This is a genomic window from Pseudarthrobacter sp. Hb11, from assembly GCF_059383655.1.
In genome coordinates this window covers 161,243-185,170 of record NZ_JBWZCM010000004.1, presented here as the reverse complement: position 1 = coordinate 185,170, position 23,928 = coordinate 161,243, and the positions used below count along the sequence as shown (strand labels likewise).

Here is a 23,928-nt window from a genome sequence, read left to right as displayed (position 1 = left end):
GACTATACAAATGTCGAGCACGCTAGGAGGAAATCCGCGGAATCCCGGGATTTCTCTGGTGCCCCGTCGACCACATCATGTCAGCTGGCTCACAAACGGATTTATCGTGGAAACACGCAATCCTTCCGCACTTTCCGGCCTACCGGCCGAGAACCTGGAGCCCACGATGATCATCGGTGTCCCCAAAGAAATCAAGAACAACGAATTCCGGGTAGCCATCACCGCTGCCGGAGTTCACGAGTTCCGCACCCACGGCCACACCGTGCTGGTGGAGCGCGGCGCCGGGCTGGGCTCAGGCATCACCGACGAGGAATACGCCATCGCCGGCGCCGAGATCGTCAACGACGCCGATGACGTCTGGGCCCGCGCGGACATGGTCATGAAGGTCAAGGAACCCATCAAGGCCGAATACCACCGCTTCCGCAAGGGCCTGATCCTCTTCACCTACCTCCACCTCGCCGCCGAACCCGAACTCACCCGCGAGCTCATCAACTCCGGCGTCACGGCCATCGCTTACGAAACGGTGCAGGAAGGCCGGACGCTTCCACTGCTGGCCCCCATGTCCGAGGTGGCCGGCCGGTTATCCGTGCAGGTGGGTGCCTCCTCCCTCATGGCTCCCGCCGGCGGTAAGGGTGTGCTGCTGGGCGGCGTCCCCGGCGTCCGCCCTGCCAAGGTGGTTGTCCTTGGCGCGGGCGTTGCCGGAACCAACGCCGCTGCAATGGCACTTGGCCTGGGCGCCGACGTCACCATCCTGGACATCAACATCAACCGCCTGCGCGAACTGGACGCCCAGTACCAGGGCCGCCTGAAGACCGTGGCATCGAACAGTTACGAAATTGAGAAGTCAGTGGTGGACGCAGACCTGGTGATCGGCTCCGTCCTGATCCCGGGGGCCAAGGCCCCCAAGCTGGTCACCAACGATCTGGTGGCCCGCATGAAGCCCGGCTCGGTTCTCGTGGACATCGCCGTGGACCAGGGCGGCTGCTTCGAGGACACCCGCGCCACCACCCACCAGGAACCCACCTACAAGGTCCACAACACCATCTTCTACTGCGTGGCCAACATGCCCGGCGCGGTCCCCAACACCTCCACCTACGCCCTGACCAACGTGACCCTGCGGTACGCCGTGTCGCTGGCCAACCTGGGCGTCAAGGCAGCCTTCGAGCGCGACCCCGCCCTCGCGGCCGGCCTCAACATCGCCGCGGGCCACGTAGCCCACCACTCCGTCTCCGAGGCACACGACCTGCCCCTCGTAGCGGACTGGCACGAACTGGTCTCGGCGTAAGTCCTTGGTTTTCGCTGCGGGTTTATGACCTGGCCGAAGCCAGTTCCCTTGCTTGTTCAATGATTTTTAAGCTTTCGACGGCGTCTGCCGGATCTACCGGGACGGGGAGTGCTGAAGTGGCTCCGCCGTCGAGGATCTTATCCGCCAGGAGCCGGTAGAACTCCGGGTAACTGCCGCGCTCAGTGGGCAGGGCATCCAGGTGGCCGTCACGGCCCAGGAGGCCCGCCCACTCCGGCGCTTCCTCGCCGTACTCTGCGTCGAGGGGGCTGCCGCCCGCCACAATGTAGGGCTCCTGCGGGTCCACACCGTTCTTGGTGAAGCCGCCGACGGAACCCAGCACGCGGAACCGCGGCCCCTGCTGCGCGCAGAGCATGTTCATGGTGAGGTGGCTCAGCACCCCGGAGTGGTGCCGCAGCACCAGGAACACGTCGTCATCCGCGCGTTCATCCGCGCGCCGGGCCTTCAGCTCCGAATGGACCACGGTTGCGGGACCAAACAGCAGGAGGGCCTGGTCAATCAGGTGGCTGCCGAGGTCGAACAGGACGCCGCCGCCGTCAGCCGCAGTGGCGTGAGCCTTCCAGGCCTTGGCGATGGCGGGGGACCACCGCTCGAACCTCGATTCGAACCTGGTGACCTTCCCCACGGCGTCCGCCGCCAGGAGCTTGCGCAGTGTAAGGAAGTCGCCGTCCCATCGCCGGTTCTGGAACACCGTCAACACCCGGCCCAGTTGCCGGGCGAGGGCAACAAGCTCCTGCCCTTGCTCGCTCGTCACGGCGAACGGCTTGTCCACCACCACGTCCAGCCCGGCCTCCAGCGCGGCCCTGGCCAGCGGGTAGTGCGTCGCCGGCGGCGTGCCCAGCACCACCAGGTCAAGTTCAGCGGCGCGCGCAAGGACAGCATCGCCGTCGTGCACTGTCCTCACGCCCGGATAGCGGGCAGTGGCCGCCTTCTGCCGTTCCACGTTGGACGTGGCAATGACCTCCAGCGAGTAACGACCGTCGGACCCGATCAGGGGCGCATGGAAGACGCTGCCTGACAGGCCGTAGCCGACGACGGCTGTGCGGATGGTGCGTGGAGCGGCGGAGTCAGTCATAGGGCTACGGTACCCCCGTGCACCGTCGGCCAGACCCCCTGGAAGTGATAGAGCGTCACAGGAAAACCCGCAGTAAGTGAGGGAGCATTTGGGATACGGCGAAGGCCGGCATCCCCTGGTGTTCCAGGAGATGCCGGCCTAGCCGTGTTGCCTGTATTCAGCTGAACCTAGTCAGCGCGGGCTGTTACTTCTTTTCCCAGCCGAGGGTGGTCCAGTCCGGAACCTGGGACAGGCTCTGGAACAGGGAGGGGCCGTAGTTCGCCAGGCCGGTGCGGACGAAGGAGATCTGCGGGCCGTTCATGACCACGCCCATGGAGTAGTACTTCGCCATGTGCTCCTTCTCAACCTCCATGGCTGCCTTGTTGCGCTCGGCGTTGTCCTCGATGGATGCGAGGTCAGCGATCTTCTTGTCCAGTTCGGCGTCGCCCAGCTGGTTCTCGTTGGTCTTGGAGTCGTAGTACTGCTTGACGGCGGACGTTGCATCCGCACCTACCGTGTAGCCGGAGACGCTCATGTCGAACTCCCGTGCACCGAGGACCTTGCCAAAATCGGCAGAGGCGCGCTGGTCGATGCCAACATCCATGCCACCGGCCTGGAGCTGCTTCTGCAGGGTCTGGGCGAAGGCGAGGGTGGTGGGATCGTCACCGAAATTGCTGATCTTGAAGGCGGCGGGCTTGCCGTCCTTCTCCATGATGCCGTTGGCATTCGCGGTGTAGCCGGCGTCCGTCAATACCTTCTTGGCAGCATCCGGACCGGTTTCCTTCACGGGGTAGTTGTCCTGGTAGTACTCCGAGAAGGGCAGCAGCATCATGGAGCCGGAGCTGGGCTCTTCCCAGTTCAGGCCGTTGAAGCGCACCTTGCGCAGGGCCTCACGGTCCACTGCCGCGAAGATCGCCTTGCGGACTGCAACGTCGGTGATGCGTTGGGCGTTCAGGTTCAAGCCGCCGGCGAACAGGCGCTGGCCGCGGCGGACCTCAGCGTCTTTGGTGCCTTCCAACTGCTTGTAGAGGGAGACGGTGTTGGCTGACACGCCGTCGATCTCGCCGTTCTTAAAAGCGGCAATCTGGGCGCTCGTCTCCAGCTGACGGAAGACGACGCTTTCCAGGACCGGCTTGGTGCCCCACCATTTTTCGTTGGGAACCAGGCTAACGGTCTTGGCTGCGGTGTCGTACTGGTCCAGCTTGAAGGGGCCCGCCATCCACTCCGGGTGAAGTTCGCCGTTGAAGCCCTCGTTGAAGATCTGCGGCGTATTGACGGCGGGGTGGATCAGGCCAAAGAAGAGGTCCTCCAGCGGATACACCGGCCGGCTGGTCTTGACGATGACTTCCTTGTCGCTGCTGCCGGCCTCTACGGATTCAACAAATTCGTACGACCCGGAAGTGACGATGTCGTAACCGGCATCGGGGCTCTTCAGGATGTTCCAGGTGTTCTTGAAAGCCTTGACGTCAATGGGGGTGCCGTCGTTGTACGTGGCTTTTTCGTTGACCTTGATGGTGATGGTCTGCTTACCATCCTTGACTTCGTTCTTGACCTCCTCGCAGAAGTCCTTGTTGGGCGTGGCCTTGCCCTCGAAGTCGACCTTCCAGCAGCCGCCGATGCCGCCGCCCGAAACCGCAACAGGATTCATCGGGGCCATCAACGCGGAGTTGTCTGCGCTGTTGCCGTTGTTGGAGAAGCCGTTGAAGTCCGGGCCGATGTTGCCCAGGGGCAGGGTGACCTTACCGCCCTGTTCAAGATCAGCTGCGGGCTTCTCATTGACGCTGATGAGCTTGGACAGGTCGCTGCCTGCCTCCTGGCCCTTGGCCGTTTCCGGCCCGGTGGCCCCGCCACCGCCGCCGCCGCAGGCCGTCAGCGCCAGAGCCGCAGCAATGGCTGCCGCTCCGCCGATCTTGTTCAGATTCCTCATGGTGTTCCCTTCGTTGGTGCGGGTGGTGATGCTGGTGGGTCGAAAAAACTTAAGGTGCATGGTGGTCCGTCGATTCGTGGACTACCAGCATGTCCTCGTCCAGTTCCCCGTCGGGGAAGAAGCAGGCGAAGCGCTGGTCCAGGACCGGCAGCGGATGCGCGGCGAGGGCCGGGGCCGCTGCCGAGGGTGCCACCGGTTCCAGTGGCGGTTCCAGGGTGAGGCACTTTTCCTGCTTAGCCGGCGGCAGGGCAGCGAAGACGGGGCAACGGGTGGCGAAGTTGCAGCCCTTTGGGGCGTCCAGCGGTGACGGCAGGTCTCCCCGCAGGATAATCCGTTCCCTGGTCCGCTCCACCTGCGGGTCCGGCACCGGGATTGCCGAGAGCAGGGCCCGGGTGTAGGGGTGGCGGGGGTTATCGAACACCCGGTCCACTTCACCGACTTCCACGATTTTGCCCAGGTACATCACGGCAACGCGGTTGGATATGTGCCGGACCACGGAGAGATCGTGCGCCACCATGAGGTAGCTGAGGCCCAGCTCGGCACGGAGCTTGTCCAGGAGGTTGATGACGCCGGCCTGAACGGAAACGTCAAGGGCGGAGACAGGCTCGTCCAGGACCACCAGCTTCGGGTTCACGGCCAGGGCACGGGCGATGCCGACGCGCTGGCGTTGTCCGCCGGAAAACTGGTTGGGGAAGCGGTTGACGTGGTCCGGCTGCAGGCCCACCAGCTTCATCAGTTCCATGATGCGCTTCTTAATGGCCTGCTTGTCCATCCCCGCGTTCTGGAGCGGTTCGGCGAGCACCTCGTACACCGTGAACCGCGGGTCCAGCGCACCGGTGGGATCCTGGAACACCATCTGGAGCTCGCGGCGCATGGCGGCTTTGGTCCTGGCATCGGCCGCCTGCTTGTTGCTGATGCCGCCTATCACCACCTCGCCGTCCTGGTCCTTGTGGAACTCCATGATTTCCAGCAGGGTGGTGGTCTTTCCGGAACCGGACTCGCCCACGATGGAGAAGCACTCGCCTTCGCGGATGTCGAAGGTGACGCCGTCCACGGCCTTGACGGTGCCGATCCTGCGCTTGAGCAGTGCGCCTTTGGTCAGGGGAAAGTGCTTGCGCACATCCTTGAGCTGCAGGACAGCCGAGCGCTCCCCGCGTGGAATGGCATCAAAACGGGACACCGGCAGCGGCGGAGCGGAGAAGACGTCATGGACGTCCACTTCGCCCCCCAAGGCCCCGGACTTGATGCAGGCGGCACGGTGAAGGGCGCTTCCGGGTACCGGCGCCAGCGCAGGCTCGCCGTCCAGGCAGGCGTCGGAGGCCAGCGGGCAGCGGGGCGCAAACGAGCAGCCGGTGGGCGTATGAATCAGGTTGGGCGGCATGCCCTCAATGGGAATCAGCGACGACTTCTGCGCAACGTCCACGCGCGGCACGGCACCGAGCAGGCCCATGGTGTACGGCATCCGCGGGTTGTAGTAGATGTCATCCACCGCCCCTGTCTCCACGGGCTTGCCCGCGTACATCACCATGATGTCGTCCGCCATCCCGGCCACCACGCCCAGGTCATGGGTGATCATGACGACGGCGGCGCCCGTCTCCTCCTGCGCGGTATGCAGCACCTCCAGCACTTGGGCCTGGATGGTGACGTCCAGCGCCGTCGTCGGCTCATCAGCGATGAGGACGCGCGGATTGTTCGCGATCGCGATGGCGATCATAACGCGCTGGCGCATGCCGCCGGAGAACTCGTGCGGGAAGGCCCTCAGCCTGTCCCTGGGGCTGGGAATGCCCACCATTGCCAGGAGTTCGACGGCGCGGGCTTCTTTGGCCTGCTTGCTCATCGTGGGATTGTGGATGGTGAGTGCTTCCACGATCTGGGTGCCCACGGTGTACACCGGCGTCAGGGATGACAGCGGGTCCTGGAAGACCATGGCGAGATCGTTGCCGCGGTACCCGCACATTGCTTTGTCGGTGAGGCCCAGCAGCTCCTTGCCTCTAAGCCGGACGGACCCTGAAACCTCAGCCGTGACGGGCAGGAGTCCCATGATGGCCAGGGACGTAACGGATTTGCCGGAACCCGATTCACCCACGATGCCCAGCGTCTTACCGGGCAGGAGGTCAAAATCAACACCACGGACTGCGTGGACCACGCCGTTCTCGGTGTTGAAGCGGACATTCAGATCCCGGACGGACAGGACTGCATCCGTAGGGGCGTGCAGCCCGGCGACGTGCAGCCGTTCGACGGCTGACTGGGGCTGCCCGGCGGGCCCGGCGTCAAGGTTGCTGCTCATGAGGACTTCCCCTTGGCTCGGGTCTTGAGGGCTCTGCGTTTCTTGGCGCTGCCGCTTGAGCTGGAGCTGGGGTCGAAAGCGTCGCGCAGGCCGTCATTCATCATGGCCAGCGACCCCGTAAGCAGGAACATCACAGTCAACGGCACCCAGAACATCCAGGGAAAGGTCTGCACCTGCGACGTGGCGCCGCCAATGAGGACACCCAGGCTGACGTCCGGAACTTTGATGCCGATTCCGATGAAGGAGAAGGCCACCTCCGCAAGGACGGCGCCGGTAACGCCGCGGGTGATGTCCAGGACCAGCAGGGAACCGATGTTGGGAACCAGGTGCCGCCAGACGATCCGGCGCGGAGGGACACCCATGTACTGGGCGGCCTTTACGTAGTCGCGCTGCATCAGGGACATGGACAGCGACCGGATCAGCCTGGCGGTGCCCATCCAGCTGAAGACCAGCAGCACGATGATCAGCAGCAGCCAGGAGGGCAGGTCCCGCTTCAGGCCTTCCCCTCCGCCGCTGGTGGCAACCGCCACCACCAGCAGTGCGGGCATCATGATGAGCGCTTCAAGGATGAAGAGCATCACCTTGTCCACCTTGCCGCCGAAGTAGGCCATGGTGCAGCCGTAGACAGCGGCAATGAGGACGGACACAAGGCCCACGATCAGCCCGATCAGGATGGAGATCCTGGTGCCTTCCACCGTCATGGCGTACAGGTCGATGCCTGCCTGGGACGTTCCGAGGTAATGCTCCGCGGAGGGAGGCATACCGATGTTGAACGGATCGATAGTCTCCTTGTCCCACTGGGTGAAGTAGCCGCCAACAAAGGAGAAGACGGTGAGGGCAAGGAAGATGGCAAGGCCCGCCACGGCCGTCTTATTGCGCATGAAGCGGCGGAAGATAATGGTGTTCTTGCCGATGATGACGTCGGCGTTATCCAGGTGCGAGTCCTGTGCGACGGCGGCCGGGTCTACGGCATTGAGGTTGGTCATTTCTACTGCACCCGCACTCTCGGGTCAACAAGCGTGGTGGCGAAGTCCGCCAGGATGGCCCCCAGGGCGAAGATAACGGAACCGTAGGCCAGCGTGGCAGTGGCGGCGTTGACGTCCTGGAGCGAAATGGCGTCGATGCTCCAGGAGCCCACCCCGGGCCAGGCGAAAATTTTCTCCGCGAAGAAGCCGCCGGCAAAAATGGCCGGGATGGTGAAGGCAATGCTTTGAGCCACCGGAATGAACGAGACCCGCAGGGCATGCCGGGAAATCGCCTGGTTGCGGGTGAGTCCTTTGGCGCGTGCCGTCCGGACAAAGTCTGCGTTGACGTTATCCAGGAGGTACTGCCGCTGCGCAATCTGGTACGAGCCCCAGCCCACCAGCGTGATGGCAATGGTTGGGACAGCGTAGTGCGCCAGCATGTCCACGAACTGCGCCCAGCCCGGTTCCATGCCGGGGGTGGATATGCCGGTGACGAAGAAGATGCGCTCCCCCACCGTTTCGTTGATGTTGATGGCGCCCAACTGCACCAGAAAGTACGCGATGGGGGCAGGCACGATGTAGGCGAGGTAGCTGTAGGACGTGATGACACGGTCCTGGACCTTGTACTGCCGCGCTGCCGAATAGACCCCGAGTGCCACTCCGATGACTAGCGTCAGGATGATGGAGGCCAGGAAGAGCCGGGTGGAAATCCATACCCGGTCCCCGAACTCCGCGTTGATGAAGGCACCGTTCGGGCTGCGGCCCCAGTCCCAGCGGGTGACGATGGCGGTAAGCCATTCCACGTAACGCTCCCACGGGCTCAGGTCCGGGTCCAGGCCCTTGAGGCGCATCGAGTTGGCCACCTGCTCGGGGGTGGGCCGGGGAATACGTTCCTGTTCAAGCAGCGCGGGCTTGAGGGAGCTCACCGCCAGGAAGTATCCTGCCGAGGTGGTCAGGAAGATCATAAAAACGTACGTGATGCCGCGCTTCGCGAGGTACCTGAGCATGGCGCTGGTTTTACTTCGCCGCCGGCAGCTGAACGGTAAGACCCCGCGGTGTCAGCAGGGGGGCCAGGCTGTTGGGCAAATCAACAATCACGTGCTGGATCCTTCCGTTATCCCCGGGTCAGCGGGGGTTGTGCCGCCTCACCGGGTCCTTGCCAGCGGATAGCTGGCTCCCGCAGCCTTTTAAAGGCCTGGCCCTTGTGGACTATGTCGCGGGTCACATTCCAGAGGAAACTATCACAAGCCGCTAGCCGAAACGGGCCCGTTGTGGTTAAACCCACCCGCCCGTATCAGATCGTTATGAATAATTCTGTAAATTCAGTGTGACCAACCGGAAAGAATCCGTTCGGCGTGACCTACGCGGCGGTGACAACCCGTGTAACAAGCTCCTTCCAGGAGTCACTGAGGCGGTCAGCATCCACGCCGTGCACCCGTGCCAGGTTCAGGAGCCGGTCCGGAGCCAGCGTGGCCCCCAGGGAACGCGCCATCAGCCAGGGGTCCGCCACAAAGCCTTCCTCCGTGAGCAGCACCTCGATATGGCGGTACCACAGGGCAGCGGCCGGTACTTCAACCCGGCCCCTTGAGGCGTTCTCAGCGGCGAGGACCAGGTCGCCGAACTCCATAACGTAGGCAATCCGTTCAATGCCGAAAGCAACGAGGCGTTCCAGCCCCGGCGCACCTGGCCCCAAAGGCGGCGGCCCGAACATAAAGCGCGCCTGAAAGGCAGCCTCGGATTCGCTCAGGAGGGTAAGCATAAGTCCGGCCCGGCTGCCAAAGCGGCGGAATACTGTGCCTTTGCCCACCCCGGCATGCTCGGCGAGCCGGTCCATGGTGAGGGCTTCTGCCCCGCATTCGCCGATCAGATCGCGGGCTGCCTCGAGCAGGCGCTCCCGGTTCCGCGCGGCGTCGCTGCGTTCCACCGCCTCGCCCGGGGATAGTCGGGGGCGCATTGGGATGAAGCTCACATTCCACATTCTAGACCCCGGGAATAAGAAGCGGACCGTAGTCCGTTTAGATAGGTGAAGGCACGAACAAGCCTCAGCTGTCACCCGCCGGCGGACCCCTCCCGCCGCCCCTACCCCAGGAGTTCCCATGACCAAGAGCACCGTACTCACCCTCGTCGGCAGCCTCCGCGCCGAGTCCACCAACCAGAAGCTGGCGGAAGCCATCCAGCTGAACGCACCGGAGCAGGTGGATGTTGTCATCCACGAGAACCTGGGAAACATCCCCTTCTACAACGAGGACATCGACGTCGAAGGCCAGGTTCCCGTGGCCGCTGCCGCCCTGCGCGCCGCAGCCAACGACGCCGACACGCTCCTCCTGGTCACCCCCGAGCACAACGGCACGGTCCCCGCCGCGCTGAAGAACGCCATCGACTGGCTGTCCCGGCCCTACGGCGCCGGTGCCCTCGCCGGCAAGCCCACCGCCGTCGTCGGCACCGCGTTCGGCCAGTACGGCGGAGTGTGGGCCCAGGACGAGGCACGCAAGGCAGCAGGAATTGCCGGGGCGCAGATCCTTGAGGACGTCAAGCTCGCAGTGCCGGGTTCCATGGTGCGCTTCGCTGAACTCCACCCGAAGGACGACGCAGAGGTTGTGGAGCAGATCAAGGGCGTTTTCGATGCCCTCACAGCTGCCCAGCCTGCCGCCTAAACGGACTTCCCGGTGCCCGGCGCGGAAAACCGTGCCGGGCACCGCTGTGTCCGAGGACCCTTGGTCCGCGGGGAACGCGGGCATCAGCCGTGCTCTGGCTGTGACATTCAATCGTTGCTAGCGTGACGGAATGAGCCCCTCGAAGACCCCGGCCGAGATCCTCGACATCAACGGCGAAGAGGTCCGCATCTCAAGCCCGGACAAGGTGGTGTTCCCGGAACCCGGGCTCACGAAGCTGGACCTGGTGCGCTACTACCTCGCGGTCGCGGACGGTGCGTTGCGCGGCGCCGGCGGGCGGCCCATGGTGCTCAAGCGTTTCCCGAAGGGCATCGACGCCGAACCGTTCTTCCAAAAGCGCGTGCCCGAGAACCGCCCCGAATTTATCGACACTGCAACGCTCCACTACGCGTCCGGAACGTCAGCCGAGGAGGCCGTTATCCGGGACTCCGCAGGCCTTGCGTGGGTGGTGAATCTGGGCTGCCTCGACCTCAACCCACACCCCGTCCGGGCAGAGGACCTGAACCATCCTGACGAACTTCGGGTGGACCTCGATCCGATGCCGGGGGTTGACTGGTCACAGATCGTGGATGTCGCCTATGTGGCCCGGGAGGTGCTCGACGACATGGGACTGGTGGGCTGGCCGAAAACAAGCGGCTCCCGGGGACTCCACATCCTGGTGCGCATCGCGCCGCACTGGTCCTACCGCGACGTACGGCTCGCCGCCGAGGCCCTCGCCCGCGAAGTCGAGAACCGCGCGCCCGGCCTCGCCACCGCCCGGTGGTGGAAGGAGGAGCGCGGCGAGAGTGTGTTTGTCGACTTCAACCAGAACGCGAAGGACCGCACCGTAGCATCCGCCTATTCCGTCCGGGCCCTCCCCGATGCCCGGGTCTCGACGCCCCTTTCGTGGGACGAAGTGCGCTCCGCCCGTCCCGATCAGTTCACGGTGCGTACGGTACCCGGACGCTTCACGGACGTTGGGGACCCGCATGCCGGCATCAACGAAGCCGTGGGCACACTGGATGGCCTCCTCGCACTGGCAGCCGCGTTGGGCCCTGCGGAAAAAGCCCCGCGCAGCGGTGACGGCTCCGGCCGCCGGCAGTCAGCGATGCCCCTCATCGAGGTGGCACGCACCAAAACCAAACCCGAGGCACTCGCGGCGCTCGACGAATGGAAGTCCAGGCATACGGACCTGATCCCCGCCTTGCACCCCGCGGACGTGCTCGTGGACGGAATGCGCGGGTCGAGTTCGCTCTGGTACCGGGTCCGGGTAAACCTGCAGCACATCCCCGATGCCGACCGTCCCGCACAGGAGGAACTCATTTCAGACTATGACCCTTGGGCGGGCAAGGAGTGGCCGGGCCGCCCCGGATCCTGAGTCACGTGGCGCGCGCCCGGGTGGTGCTGCCGTGACCAACTCTTGTCCCAACCGGTACCTGGCGGACATCCTTTGGCAGACCGGCCAGCCGTAACGTTAATCCACGGAGGTACCGGGACGGGATTGCGGTGCAGCAATGGCAAAAAGGCCAACGGCTGGAAGGCGGATGGCGGGGGTGCGCGCTGTGATGGTGGCATCCGCGCTGTCACTTCCACTGTGGGCGGCCGCCTGCGTCACCCCACCTCCCCAGGACACACCGCCCTCCTCGGCGCCGCCCCTCGTTGACGCCCGCACCACCCCCACCCCGGCAGCCGCGGCCCCTGTCCCCGCTCCCCAGCCGCAGGCGCCGCCGCCCGGAACGGCAGTCACGCCCCCGGCCCCGGAGACCCAGGGCGGTGCACCCGCGACCCCGGCCGAGACCGCACCAGTTGGCACGGCCACAGCCCCTGCGCCGGAAGTACCGGCGTCCGAGGATCCCCTTCCTTCCCCGCCGGCTCCATCAGGCAAGGTGGCAGGACCGCAAACTGTGACCGCCTACTACGTACTCCTGGACGACGGCGGCAGCAACGGGGTGCGGTTCGGCTGCAATGACAGCCTGGTGGGGGTTGCCCACACCAGTTCGGCCGGGGAGGATGCGCTGGCTGCTGCCGTTCGCGCCCTGCTGGACGCGCAGGCTGAGCCAGAACAGTCACAGCAGCCGCCGGAGGTCTATAACGCACTTTCGGAATCCGACCTGAAGTTTCTGTCCGGAAGTTTCGACGGCACCACCGTCACGGTGTACCTCGCCGGAACGCTCAGCATGGGAGGGGTCTGCGACCTTCCTCGGGTGGAAGCGCAGCTGACCCATACTGCGGTTTCGGCGGTGGGGGCAATCCGGGCGGAAATCTATGTCAACGGGCTGACCCTGGCTGATGCCCTGAGGCTGGACTGACCGTTCGACCATCGCAGGTACCGGGCGTGCATGGTGACTCAACGGCTGTTGCCTCAGCAGCAACACTCGGCTGTATCCTGTTTGTTGTGAGCCACGAGACACTCGACGCCGCAGCACGGACGCTGCCTGCCGAAGCCATTGACGCCATCGAACGGGCGGCGACGTCCGCCCACCGCCATGAGGAACTCTTCTCAGAGCGTGCCGCCAACATCCGGCAGTCCGCCGTCAGGGATGTCTTCGAGATATCTTTGCGCCCCGGGCTGGTTTCCCTTGCAGGTGGAAGCCCCTACCTGCAGTCCCTCCCCCTTGACCGGCTTGCGAGCACCGCAGCAGCCATCATTGCCGAGGACGGACTGACGGCCCTGCAGTACGGCGGAGGCCAAGGCACGGAGGAGCTTCGCGCCCAGATCTGCGAGGTGATGGCCGCCGAGGGCATCGAGGACGCGCTGCCCCAAAACGTGGTGATTACGGCAGGGTCGCAGTCAGCCCAGGACGTCGCCACCAAGGTTTTCTGCAATCCCGGGGACGTGGTGCTGGTGGAGGACCCCACGTATGTGGGCGCGCTGAACACCTTCGAGGCCTACCAGGTGCAGGTTGAAACAGTGGAGATGGACGGGGACGGCCTGGTTCCGGATCTCCTTGAGGCAAAGATCGCGGCCCTGCAACTGGCTGGCAAGAGCGTGAAGTTCCTGTACACCATCCCCAACTTCAACAATCCCTCCGGAATCACCCTCGCCCGCGAGCGGCGGCAGCAGGTGGTAGACATATGCCGTAAGGCGAATATTCTTATCCTTGAAGACAACCCTTACGGCCTCCTGCGTTTTGATGGCGAACCACTGGCACCACTGCGCGCCGGCAACCCCGGGGACGTCATCTACATGGGGTCCTTCTCGAAGATCTTCGCCCCCGGCCTTCGCATCGGCTGGGCCCTGGTGCCCGAGCACCTGCAGCGCCGCTACTACCTGGCAGCGGAAGCTGTGACCCTGTGCCCGCCTGCACTCAACCAAATGCTGGTATCTGCCTACCTGCGCGACTTTGACTGGCGGGGCCAAATCGAAACGTACCGCGGACTGTACGCAGAGAGGTGCCGCGCCATGCTCGCAGCCCTTAAGGCCCACATGCCTGCCGGGACCAGCTGGACCAGCCCGGAAGGCGGATTTTTCGTCTGGGTGACGCTCCCGGAAGGGGTGGACACCTACCCATTGCTGCAAAAGGCGATCGACGCCGGCGTGGTGTTTATCCCCGGAGCGGCTTTCACGCCGTCGGACGAGCCGTCCAACAAGCTGCGCCTGGCCTATAGCGCTGTGCCGCCGGAAGCCATCACCGAAGGCGTTCGGCGCCTGGCGCCGGTACTGCGGGAAGCCATAGCGGAGCTGTAGCCTTGGGCTCACTGACTTAAGCCGCACACACAAAGCAAAGGAGCAACACATGAGCGGAATCATCGTTGTAGGGGTTGACGGCAGCGGTACGGCCAAGAAGGCAGCGGAGTCCGCCCGGGACCTGGCCGCAGCACTGGGCGCTTCGCTTCACGTGGTCTCAGCCTTCGACAGCGACCGCACCGAGGTCTTCGGCAGCGGCAGCGACCAGTGGATTGTGTCCGACGCCGATGCCGCCGAGCACGTAGCGCGCACCGTCGCGGATTCCCTCGGCCGGGACATCAAGGTGACCTACTCGGCAGCCCGCGGCCGCCCGGCGGACGCCCTCATCAAGGAGGCCCTCCGGATGGAGGCCCGCATCATCGTGGTGGGAAACCGCAGGATGCAGGGCATCGGGCGCGTCCTCGGCAGCGTTGCCAACAGCGTGGCCCACAACGCTCCCTGCGACGTCTACATCGCCAACACCTACGACGCCGACTAGCACGGACAAGGTCACCATGGGGCGGCATTCTCCCGCCCCATGGTGTCCGTTCTCACCCTCAAGGCAGGGTTTTTGGAGCTGAAGCCGGGGATAAAATTGGATAAGCCCTCAATGGTGCGGACATCCGGCATTCACCATTTTCAAGGGGCTCCATTGATAACTCTCCAGCGCCGCCAGCTCGTAGGGCACGACATCCTCCTGGCCCGCCACGGAAACCACATCTGTTCCATGCGCGTTGACCGCAGCAGCGGCAGGGTGGTGGCGCTGCTGGACGACGGGACCGTTGACAGCGCACCGAACCTCATTGCCCCGGGCCTCGAACTTCCCGCCACGGTGGGCAGCGTACTGCGTGAAGACTGGAAGATTCTGGCCGTCTGCGGGGCGGTGGCCGCGGGAATGGGTGCATTGATGGTGACAGCAGCGGTTGCGCTCGGATCAATGACGGATCCAACCACTATTGAGATGCTCTCGGCCTACACCATCTATTAGGCCTCCGTGGGTTAGGAGACCATCCAGCCCTGCAGGACCCACCAGATCCCGGCCATCACCACGCCGCCGAACAACGAGCCGGCAACCACCTGCGCCACCGTGTGGGCGCGCAGCACCACCCGGGACCAGCCGACGGCGGGGATGAGCAGCAGCAACGGAAGCCACGGCGCTCCGAGCATCAGAACCGCAATCACAGCGGACGAGGATATGGCGGCGGCGTGCCCGCTGATTTTCCAGAACGGGCTGACGGCTGCCAGGACCACCACGCCGCCCACCACACCAAGAACCATGGCCACAACGCTTTGCGGAGCCCCGACAGCATTCAGGACCAGCAGTCCGGCCGCGATGGAGGCCAGCGCCATCAGCAGCACTGGTGCCCGCTGCTTGCGGTCGCTGACGTGATGGTCGGTGACTTTACCCAGTTTCACCAGGACCAGCAGCAGCAACAGCGGGATCACGCAGACGAACAGGGCTGCCAACGCACCGTAGGCCATGGTTCCGGGAAAGCCGGCCTGGGTCAGCGGGCTGATCAACAGCTGCACGCTGACCACCACTGGTGGCTGGAGCGTCTCCGTGATCCACCTGGCTGTCCTGTTTTTGGCACGAATGGCGCCGGCGTTCATCACCATGTTGTCGGTTTCCTAGTCCAGCAGCAGTGCCGGTTCCTCCAGGATGGCGGCGACGTCGGCCATAAAGCGGGCGGACAGGTCCCCGTCCACCACGCGGTGGTCGAACGAGCCGCCAAGGGTGGTGATCCAGCGGGGAATCACTTCGCCGTCCAGGACCCAGGGCTTCTGCTTGATGGTTCCGAAGGCGACGATCGCCACCTCGCCGGGGTTGATGATCGGCGTACCTGTGTCGATGCCCAGGGCCCCAATGTTGGTGATGGTGAGCGTGCCGCCCTGCATCTCCGCGGGCTGTGTCTTTCCAGCCCTGGCGGTGGTGGCGAGGTTGTTCAGGGCCAACGCCAGCTCCTTCAGGGAGAGGTCCTGGGCGTTCTTGATGTTCGGGACCATCAAGCCGCGGGGAGTGGCCGCTGCGATTCCCAGGTTCATGTAGTGCTTGACCTGGATTTCGGCGGTGCCTTCGCCGTTGTCCACCCAGGTGGCGTTGACGCTGGGGTTCCGCGCGGCCGCCCAGATAACGGCCTTGGCGAGGATGAGCAGCGGAGATACCCGGATGCCTTCGAAGTCGCGGGAGGACTTGAGCCTCTTGACGAACTCCATAGTGCGGCTGGCGTCCACGTCCACAAAGATGCTCACGTGGGGTGCCGAAAATGCCGACTCCACCATCGCCTTCGCCGTGGCCTTGCGGACGCCCCTGACGGGGATCCGTTCTATCCGCTGGTCCTGCGGCTTTCCTGCCTTGCCCCAAAACCCGTCCGCCTTGTCCAGCTCTGCGTCGCGCTGGGCCTGGTAGCTGACCAGGTCCTCGCGCGTCACCTCGCCGCGCAGGCCGGTTGCCACCACGTCTGCGAGGTCGATGCCGAGGTCGCGGGCGATCTTGCGGACCGGCGGCTTGGCCAGGACCTTGTTCACGAGGCCGGTGATGGCCCCACCAAAGGTGGGCCGGTTGTCCATCGCTTCGGCGGACCGGGCCTCGTCAGGCGTCGCCACCTCGGCCGGCGTGTGGGGCTGGACAGGCTCCACCTCGGGAGCGTTGACCGTCAGGGAACCGGCGGCAGGTGCCGCCTTCCGCGGGCGGCGCTTGACGGCGTCGGCCTTGGGACCCGAGCCCACGAGCGGACCGCCGGCCAGGGCACTGTCTGTTGAGCCGGCGTCGGGCGCTTCATTTTCTGCCGGCAACTTGCCGTAGAGCGGCTGCACCGGGGTCTCCGGGGCCCGCACGTCCGCCGGCGTGGGATCGCCCGCGACGTCATCGCTGACGCTGATGATGGCCGTGCCGACGTCGATGGTCACCCCTTCCGGGACCAGCAGATCCGTGACGGTCCCGGCAAAGGGGGACGGCAGTTCCACGATCGACTTGGCAGTTTCGATCTCGCACAGGACGTCATTGATGGCGACGGCGTCACCGGGCTTGACCTTCCAGGAGACAATTTCCGCCTCGGTGAGGCCCTCGCCTACGTCAGGCAGGTTGAACTTGTTGAGAGTCATGGTGTCCTCAGTAGGAAAGGGCGCGGTCCAGCGCCTCGAGGATGCGGTCGATGTCCGGAAGGTAATCTTCCTCCACCTTGGCAACGGGATAGGGCATGTGGAAGCCACCTACGCGGATCACGGGCGCCTCCAGGGAATGGAAAGCCCGCTCGCTGATCCGGGCCGCGATTTCACCGCCGATACCGCCGAACGTGGGCGCCTCGTGGGCCACGATCAGGCGCCCGGTCTTTTCCACGGAGGCGGTGACGGTATCGAAATCGAGGGGCGAGATGGAGCGCAGGTCAATGACCTCAACGCTGCGTCCGTCCTCCTCCGCCGCGTTGGCAGCAGCCAGGGCCACCGGAACCAGCGGGCCATAGGCCACGATAGTGGCGTCCGTCCCCGACCGGAGAACGTGGGCCTTGAAAGGGTTATCCGCCCGGCCCGGTGACTGGACGTCAACGTCACCCTTGAGCCAGTAGCGGCGCTTGGGCTCGAAAACGATCACCGGATCCTGGCACTCCACAGCCTGCTGGATCATCCAGTAGGCATCATGCGGGTTGGACGGTGTGATGATGCGCAGGCCTGCCGTGTGGGCGAAGAGCGCTTCCGGGGATTCCGAATGGTGCTCAACGGAGCCGATGCCTCCGCCATAGGGGATGCGGATGACCACTGGAACGGTGAGGTTGCCGTTGCTGCGCGCGTGCATTTTGGCCAGCTGGGTGGTGATCTGGTTGAAGCCCGGGAAAACAAAGCCGTCGAACTGGATCTCGCATACCGGCGTGTAGCCGCGCAGTGCGAGGCCGATCGCGGTGCCGATGATGCCGGACTCTGCGAGCGGGGTGTCCACCACGCGGTCCGGGCCAAACTCGCGGATCAGCCCGTCCGTCACCCGGTACACGCCGCCCAGGGCGCCGATGTCTTCGCCCATCAGCAGGGATTTCGGGTTGTCCGTCAATGCTGCGCGCAGGCCCTCATTGATGGCCTTTGCGATGGTCATGGTGGTCATCAGTGGCCTGCCTCTTGGGACGCCGGGGCTGTTACTGCCTGCCGTTCTTCTGTCTGCCCTTCGTTTGCAAAACCCGCCGAGTACTCCTCAAACCAGGCCAGCTCCTCTGCCACCAGGGGGTGGGCCTCCACGTAGGTGTTGGCGAAGGCGGACCGGATATCCGGCGTTTCAAGGTCGTGTGTGGTGCGCCGGACATAAGCTGCGAGCTCGTCACCTTCGGCTTTGACCTTGGCGAAGAACGCTTCGTCCGCCAGGCCTTCGGCACGCAGGTATTTCTCCAGGCGTACCAGCGGATCCTTGGCCCGCCAGGCGTCCTCCTCCGCTGACTCGCGGTATTTCGTGGGATCGTCCGCCGTCGTATGCGCACCCACCCTGTAGGTGAAGGCCTCGATCAGGACGGGGCCTTTGCCCTGGCGTGCGTGCTCCAGCGCCCATTCGGTGACGGCGTGCACGGCAATGACGTCGTTGCCGTCCACGCGGATGCCGGGGAAGCCGTAGCCCTTGGCCCGGTTGGACAGCGGCACCCGCGTTTGCACGTTGGTGGGAACGGAGATGGCCCAGTGGTTGTTCTGGCAGAAGAACACCACGGGGGCGTTGTAGGAGGACGCAAACACCATGGATTCGTGGACGTCCCCCTCGGAGCTCGCGCCGTCCCCGAAGTAGGCGATAACTGCAGCGTCCGGTTCTGAAGTGGACGCGCCGGAGGCGGCGGCGTTGGCGGCGGCCAGCTTCTGATCCCGCTGGATGCCCATGGCATAGCCCACTGCGTGAAGCGTCTGCGCCGCCAGGACCAGCGTGTACAGGTGGAAGTTGGTGTCCTTGGGGTTCCAGCCGCCGTTGGAGACCCCGCGGAACTGGCGCAGGAGCTCGGCCAGGTCCACATTGCGGGTCAGGGCGACGCCGTGTTCCCGGTAAGTGGGAAAGATGTAGTCCTGTGGCTGGCTGGCACGGCCCGAACCGATTTGGGCTGCTTCCTGGCCGGTCAACGGAACCCAGAGCGCCAACTGGCCCTGGCGCTGCAAGGCGGTGGCTTCGACGTCGAAGCGGCGGATGGCAGCCATGTCAGCGTAGAGTCCCTGGAGTTTCTCCGGGGTGAGTTTTTCGGCGTATCCGGTGAAGACGGGATCAAAGCCGAGTTTCCCGTCAGGGCCGAGGAGCTGGACCATCTGCGCCGGGGGTTCGCCCATGATGGCTTCGGCATCAGCCTCGCGCTGGTCGTCTACAGCTGTTCCGTCGAACTCGGTGGCAGGCAGATGTGTGCCCATACCGTCTCCTTGCTTGCCGCATCCGGATGCGGATGCAATGTCGCTGGGATATATGCCGCAAAAGGAATAGATTCCGGCTGCGGCATATATAATGGCTTACTGATCCTAACTTTATCTTCAGTAAGTAAGCGCGGGGATACTTGTTAAGTGCTAGGAACCGCGTGGGGCCTTTGTATAGTTCGCACACAGCTTGAGGAACCGCGTATTTGCTTCGGTCTCGCCGACGCTTACCCGCACTCCCTCCCCGGGAAACGCCCTGACGGACAAGGCCTGCGTGGCCGCCTGCTCTGCGAATCCGGCGCTGTCGGCTCCAAGGTCCAGCCAAACGAAGTTGCCCTGTGCGTCCGGAACAGCCCAGCCCAGGTTCCTGAGCCCCGCCGTAACGCGTTCCCGCTCATCCACAAGTTTTTGTACCCTCTCTACAACTTGCGGGTAATTCTGCAGGGAAATAATTGCGGCAGTTTCTGCAATCTGCGACACGGCGAACGGCGTGGCAGCGACCCTAAGGTGTTGGGTCAACCCGGGATTGGAGATGCTGTAGCCAACCCGCAGGCCGGCAAGCCCGTGGGCCTTCGAGAAGGTCCGGAGCACAACCACGTTGGGGTACTTGCGGTAGAGCGCAATCCCATCCGCCGCCTCCGCGTCCCGCACGAACTCCTGGTAGGCCTCGTCAACCACCACCACCACACCTGCCGGCACAGAGCGGATAAACGCCTCTGTCTCGGCGGCTGTCAGCGCAGGGCCCGTGGGATTGTTTGGCGTGCAGAGGAGGATCACCTTGGTGCGGGCTGTTACTGCCGCAGCCATCGCCTTGAGGTCGTGGCGGCCGCCGGCAGCCAGGGGAACGGGGACACCCTCCGCACCCGAAAGACCAACGCTGATGGGATACGCCTCAAAGGAGCGCCACGCGTAAACCACCTCATCGGGTTTGCCATCTTCGTTCCGCCCTGCGAATGCGGCCAGCAGCTGGTTCAAAGCCCCCAGGCTGCCGGCGCCAGTGACGATGTCCTTGGCGGGAACATCGAGGAATGCGGCCAGCTCTGTGCGGAGCCTGCTGCTCAGAGGATCCGGGTAGCGGTTGAAATCTGTCTGCTGCGCGATTGCCTCAACGACCGCAGGGATCGGGGGCAGCGGGTTTTCATTCGAGGACAGCTTGTAACTGGCCAGTCCGTCCACGGCGACAGGCGGCTTGCCGGCGGCGTAGCGGGGCAGCTTTGCCACCACAGGGCGCGGCTGGATGCCCCCGGCGAGGGTCTCTGATGACGTCATGGAGACCAGCCTACTTCTCCGGCTGCACTGCGTAACGCGGCATTCCCGCCCGAACTGCAGTCCACGGCACGCACTGTGCCGGTGGTGGGTGGACCGGCGCTGCACCCGTCCACCCACCTGTTCCTTCCACCTTGCCAGCCAGGGCCTCCCTACACCCGCGGGGTGCTGTCTGCCCGGGTGCCCCCCAGCTGGGGAGCCCAGCCGTCGGTTCCGTGGAGGTAGGCCTCCAGGGTGAACTCCTTCGCCAGTGCCGGTTCAAGCTGCGGCCTGTCGGCGGTGACACGGGACCCCGGGCCGTTGTTGTTGAACTCGTGGAACCGGGCTTCCCGCCAGGAGAACCCGCCCATGTCTGTCCACGGAGCGCTGGAAATGTGCGCATCCAGCCAGGAATCCCGGATCAGCACCTGGGCGATGGCGTCCACGTCACCGCTGGGGTGCCAGGGCCGGCCGAGGTGGACGGATCCCGGTGCAGCGTCGGACACAAAGCGGCAGCCCGTGAACAGATACCCGTGCTTGGTTCCAATATTCAGGCTGCCGGCCGACACGTAGCCGTTGTTGCTGCTTGATCCGCGGTCCAGGGAGCGGACTTCGGTTCCGGAGAAGACCGCCGTGCCCCGGCCGAAGATCAAGTCCACGTCGCCTTCGATATAGCAGTCGCGGAAGAAAAACCGCGCCTGCACCCCGCGGGACGGTGAATCAACCAGCAGCGTGTCCTGGTTGCCCAGGCACCGGACGTTGCTCAGAACTGCACGGTCTCCCGTCAGGAAGAGTGCCACTGCCTGCCGGTTCTTCATGTCCTGGTTGGCGGCCTCGTCAAAGTCGTTGCTGAACGTGAGGTTTGCAGCCGTAAAGTCCGGCCCGTCAATCCGTACGCTGGCACTTCCGCCCGTCCCATAGGGTCCGGTGCCATCCGGCCTGGGTGTGCCGGAGGCGTTGTTGTAAACCAACACAACACCCTCCGCCCTCTCCCCCTGCCCCAAGAACGAGATTCTGGGCTTGCTGGCCGGCACCCTGATGGCCTCCCGGTAGATGCCTGGCTGGATCCGGATGTGGGTCCGGCGGGTGCTGCCTTCGGGCACCGCGTCTATGGCCGCCTGCACGGTCGGGAACGCCTGCCCCTTGCCCACGTCAATAACAACGGGCTTATCCACGGGCCGTTCGCTTGGCCAGTAGATGCCGGCGATGGCGTCCAGTCTGGCGTCGAGGTGCTGGAAGTACCCAGGCGGCAGTGTCTGTTGTGACCGGAGTTCCGAGGCAACCAGCCGGGCCACGGCCAGGGCCCCCTCCGCCTGGAAATGCGTATTGTCGGTCACGCCTTGCGGGTACTGCGGATACTGGCCCGGCGAGGCATATAGGAAGTGCGACTTGGTTCCCTCGGCGCCGAGCTTCTGCCAGAGGCCCTTGGAGAACGCGGTGAGGTCCACAAGCGGGGTGCCGGTGGCAGCTGCGAGTTCCCGCACTGCCTGGGGGTACGCACCATGGGAGTCCTGGGCCACGCCAAGGGCGCTGAACCGGCGGCGTTCCACCGGCGTTACCAGTACAGCCTTCGCGCCACGGCCCTCGGCGCCATCGATGTACTTCTGCAAATACTCCTTGAAGGTGGTCTGCGGGTCGGTGCCCCTGGCCGGGTCTTCAACCTTCTCGTCGTTGTGCCCGAAGGAGATGAGCAGGTAGTCGCCCGGCTGGAGGAGGGCCACCACCTCGTCCAGCAGGCCGGCGTCCGCGAAGCTCTTGGACGAAGCGCCGGACCAGGCGTAGTCGAAAACGTCGGCCTGTGGCCCCAGCAGCAACGGGAGCGCCTGCCCCCAGCCGGCCCGCGGACGTTCGGAGTGCTGGTAGGCGGAGGACGTGGAATCGCCCACCACGAAAATTATCGGCCTGGTGCGGCCCTGCGGTGGTACCGCTGCGGACCCGTCCGTGGCCTCCGAGCGCGCAGCCCCGGGACCGGCGAGCCCTGCGGCAGCAGTGAGGGCTCCCGTGGCCACTGCCGCCAGCATCGAGCGGCGGCTGGGTTCGAAACGGCGCATCAGCGAGCATCCCCCGCCGCGAAGACGGGCCCGACGGCGTCCGCCAGGAGGGCGGGAACAGCCTGGGCTGCGTTTACGTGCGTCCGCAGCACTGGCGTCCAGGTATCGTCGGCACCCAACTGCCTGTCAGCAGGCGCGGCAGCGTTATAGGCGGCGCGAAGGTCAACGATCTTGCCGTTGACCGCATTTCCGCTGGTGCTGATGACCTTCCCCTTGAAGTAGGAGATCAGGGAATCCACCGGAATATCCGCCGGGAGGGTGAAGGCATTGGCCTCGGCGTACAGGTGGGATTCAACACCGGCACCGAAGGTGTACCCATACGGGATTTCCGAATCGGTGGTGGTTTGGAAGTGGTTGTTGTAAACATCCACCTGGCCGAAGCGGACGCGGGGTGCCCGCTGGCCGACGTTCTCGAATACGTTGTGGTGGATGGTTACCCGCAGCTTGCCGGCATCTCCTCGGTTGGTGGAGTCCGTGGACCCGATGAGCAGGAGTTTGTCGTGCTCCGAGAACCGGTTGTAGGACATCGTCACCAGGTCCGAGCCGTTGGTGACGTCCACTGCTCCGTCATGGACCTGGTACGGCCTGCCGAAGTAGCTGGGCTGGGCGCTGTCCAGGTTGGGCTCATCGGTGAAGTGTGAGTGGTCCACCCAGACGTGCTTTGAGCCGTTGATGATCTGCAGCAGGTCATACTCGCTGTTCCAGTTACCGGTGGCACCGTCCGTGGGGTCCCACGACGGGAAGCAGTCGGCAGCGTCCCGAACCGCAAGGTTCCGGAAGATGACGTTTTCGGCGCCGTTGACCCTCAGGGCTGCACCCGTGATGCTGCTGTCCGGGCCGGCACCCACGATGGTGGTGTTGCTGGGGATGTCCCAGCGGATTGCGGCGGCCTGCTTGGATGCCGCCAGCCGCCGGGCATTCTCCTGTGGGCCCTCCGGCTCCTTCGCAGTTCCGTACCGGACCGGGTCGAAGTCGTAAAGGTACTGGGCGAGTGAGTAACCGGTACCGCTGGCGTAGTCTTCACAGCTGATGGGTGAGCCGTCCGCGCGAGCGTTGGCGGCAATGTCACCATGGACCCTGATAATTTTGGGTTCGCTGCCAGTGGCGAGGGCGGCAAGAAGTTGTCCCTTATTGGAGACGTCGTAAATCCGGTCATCCGATGCCGCCGAGCCGCCGGTGGTGCCGGCTCCCAGGGCTGCCCAGCCGTCATTGGGTGCGAGTACCTGGCGTTCAAGAACCTGGCGGGCGGTCTGGGCTGTTGGGTCCGCTTGTGGCGAGGGAGCTGCTGACGAATGGGCAGGGACTGCGAGCAGGGATACGGCGATGGCCGCCGCGACCGATACGGGCGCTAATGGCATCTTTTGACGCATGATCTCTCTTCCTCCATTGGAATGAACCACGCTTCGGTGCCGGCGCGGGAAAC

The 23,928-nt window shown here is 64.7% G+C and carries 20 protein-coding genes; 7 read left to right on the top strand and 13 right to left on the bottom strand.

Annotated elements, in window-relative coordinates:
- The first annotated feature begins 166 nt into the window (after nt 1-166).
- Nucleotides 167-1,285 carry an alanine dehydrogenase gene (ald, locus tag AC50X7_RS09335; RefSeq protein ID WP_307097944.1) on the top strand — a complete coding sequence of 373 codons (1,119 nt, stop codon included), beginning with the start codon at nt 167-169 and terminating at the stop codon, nt 1,283-1,285.
- Between the two features lie 22 nt (nt 1,286-1,307).
- On the opposite strand, the gene AC50X7_RS09330 is transcribed toward ald, so the two are convergent.
- The 6 genes from AC50X7_RS09330 to AC50X7_RS09305 form a co-directional block, all read right to left on the bottom strand.
- Complete coding sequence (locus tag AC50X7_RS09330) at nt 1,308-2,378, bottom strand: Gfo/Idh/MocA family protein (RefSeq protein ID WP_494978747.1); 1,071 nt, start codon at nt 2,376-2,378, stop codon at nt 1,308-1,310.
- A gap of 184 nt (nt 2,379-2,562) precedes the next feature.
- Complete coding sequence (locus tag AC50X7_RS09325) at nt 2,563-4,284, bottom strand: ABC transporter family substrate-binding protein (protein ID WP_494978746.1); 1,722 nt, start codon at nt 4,282-4,284, stop codon at nt 2,563-2,565.
- Nucleotides 4,285-4,333: 49 nt separating this feature from the next.
- Entirely contained in the window at nt 4,334-6,571 is a 2,238-nt protein-coding gene (locus AC50X7_RS09320; RefSeq protein ID WP_494978745.1) for an ABC transporter ATP-binding protein, read from the bottom strand.
- Nucleotides 6,568-7,557, bottom strand: a complete 990-nt coding sequence (locus tag AC50X7_RS09315; RefSeq protein WP_494978744.1) for an ABC transporter permease — start codon at nt 7,555-7,557, stop codon at nt 6,568-6,570. The genes AC50X7_RS09320 and AC50X7_RS09315 overlap by 4 nt, the downstream gene beginning before the upstream one ends.
- A gap of 2 nt (nt 7,558-7,559) precedes the next feature.
- Nucleotides 7,560-8,543: an ABC transporter permease gene (locus tag AC50X7_RS09310; protein WP_307097674.1), complete on the bottom strand. Its 984-nt coding sequence runs from the start codon at nt 8,541-8,543 to the stop codon at nt 7,560-7,562.
- A gap of 353 nt (nt 8,544-8,896) precedes the next feature.
- Nucleotides 8,897-9,505 (bottom strand): TetR/AcrR family transcriptional regulator, encoded by a 609-nt coding sequence (locus AC50X7_RS09305; RefSeq protein WP_494978743.1) that lies wholly within the window; start codon nt 9,503-9,505, stop codon nt 8,897-8,899.
- Between the two features lie 127 nt (nt 9,506-9,632).
- Between AC50X7_RS09305 and AC50X7_RS09300 the strand changes: the two genes are divergently transcribed.
- The 6 genes from AC50X7_RS09300 to AC50X7_RS09275 all read left to right on the top strand — a co-directional run bounded on the left by AC50X7_RS09300 (nt 9,633) and on the right by AC50X7_RS09275 (nt 14,842).
- On the top strand, nt 9,633-10,190 hold the full coding sequence (locus AC50X7_RS09300; protein ID WP_494978742.1) for an NAD(P)H-dependent oxidoreductase: 558 nt from the start codon (nt 9,633-9,635) through the stop codon (nt 10,188-10,190).
- Between the two features lie 130 nt (nt 10,191-10,320).
- Nucleotides 10,321-11,565: a non-homologous end-joining DNA ligase gene (gene ligD, locus AC50X7_RS09295; RefSeq protein ID WP_494978741.1), complete on the top strand. Its 1,245-nt coding sequence runs from the start codon at nt 10,321-10,323 to the stop codon at nt 11,563-11,565.
- Nucleotides 11,566-11,731: 166 nt separating this feature from the next.
- Nucleotides 11,732-12,496 (top strand): GerMN domain-containing protein, encoded by a 765-nt coding sequence (locus AC50X7_RS09290; protein WP_494978740.1) that lies wholly within the window; start codon nt 11,732-11,734, stop codon nt 12,494-12,496.
- A gap of 86 nt (nt 12,497-12,582) precedes the next feature.
- Entirely contained in the window at nt 12,583-13,875 is a 1,293-nt protein-coding gene (locus AC50X7_RS09285; RefSeq protein ID WP_494978739.1) for an aminotransferase-like domain-containing protein, read from the top strand.
- A 49-nt stretch (nt 13,876-13,924) separates the two neighbouring features.
- The gene (locus AC50X7_RS09280; protein ID WP_104043756.1) at nt 13,925-14,353 is read left to right on the top strand and encodes a universal stress protein; all 429 of its coding nucleotides are present in this window, start codon (nt 13,925-13,927) and stop codon (nt 14,351-14,353) included.
- Between the two features lie 153 nt (nt 14,354-14,506).
- Nucleotides 14,507-14,842 (top strand): hypothetical protein, encoded by a 336-nt coding sequence (locus AC50X7_RS09275; protein ID WP_494978738.1) that lies wholly within the window; start codon nt 14,507-14,509, stop codon nt 14,840-14,842.
- Nucleotides 14,843-14,853: 11 nt separating this feature from the next.
- Here the strand turns inward: AC50X7_RS09275 and AC50X7_RS09270 are convergent, their stop codons facing one another.
- The 7 genes from AC50X7_RS09270 to AC50X7_RS09240 all read right to left on the bottom strand — a co-directional run bounded on the left by AC50X7_RS09270 (nt 14,854) and on the right by AC50X7_RS09240 (nt 23,875).
- Nucleotides 14,854-15,471 (bottom strand): phosphatase PAP2 family protein, encoded by a 618-nt coding sequence (locus tag AC50X7_RS09270; protein ID WP_494978737.1) that lies wholly within the window; start codon nt 15,469-15,471, stop codon nt 14,854-14,856.
- Between the two features lie 12 nt (nt 15,472-15,483).
- A complete protein-coding gene (locus AC50X7_RS09265; RefSeq protein WP_494978736.1) occupies nt 15,484-16,956 on the bottom strand; it encodes a dihydrolipoamide acetyltransferase family protein in 1,473 nt (490 codons plus the stop codon).
- 7 nt (nt 16,957-16,963) lie between these two features.
- Nucleotides 16,964-17,944: an alpha-ketoacid dehydrogenase subunit beta gene (locus AC50X7_RS09260; RefSeq protein WP_494978735.1), complete on the bottom strand. Its 981-nt coding sequence runs from the start codon at nt 17,942-17,944 to the stop codon at nt 16,964-16,966.
- Nucleotides 17,944-19,209: a pyruvate dehydrogenase (acetyl-transferring) E1 component subunit alpha gene (gene pdhA, locus AC50X7_RS09255; RefSeq protein ID WP_494978734.1), complete on the bottom strand. Its 1,266-nt coding sequence runs from the start codon at nt 19,207-19,209 to the stop codon at nt 17,944-17,946. The genes AC50X7_RS09260 and pdhA overlap by 1 nt, the downstream gene beginning before the upstream one ends.
- A 150-nt stretch (nt 19,210-19,359) precedes the next feature.
- Nucleotides 19,360-20,478, bottom strand: a complete 1,119-nt coding sequence (locus tag AC50X7_RS09250) for a histidinol-phosphate transaminase (RefSeq protein WP_494978733.1) — start codon at nt 20,476-20,478, stop codon at nt 19,360-19,362.
- 149 nt (nt 20,479-20,627) lie between these two features.
- Nucleotides 20,628-22,505, bottom strand: coding sequence for a pectinesterase family protein (locus AC50X7_RS09245; RefSeq protein ID WP_494978732.1), 1,878 nt, complete (start codon nt 22,503-22,505; stop codon nt 20,628-20,630).
- On the bottom strand, nt 22,505-23,875 hold the full coding sequence (locus tag AC50X7_RS09240) for a pectate lyase family protein (RefSeq protein WP_494978731.1): 1,371 nt from the start codon (nt 23,873-23,875) through the stop codon (nt 22,505-22,507). Before AC50X7_RS09240 ends, AC50X7_RS09245 begins: the two co-directional genes overlap by 1 nt.
- Nucleotides 23,876-23,928 lie beyond the last annotated feature (53 nt).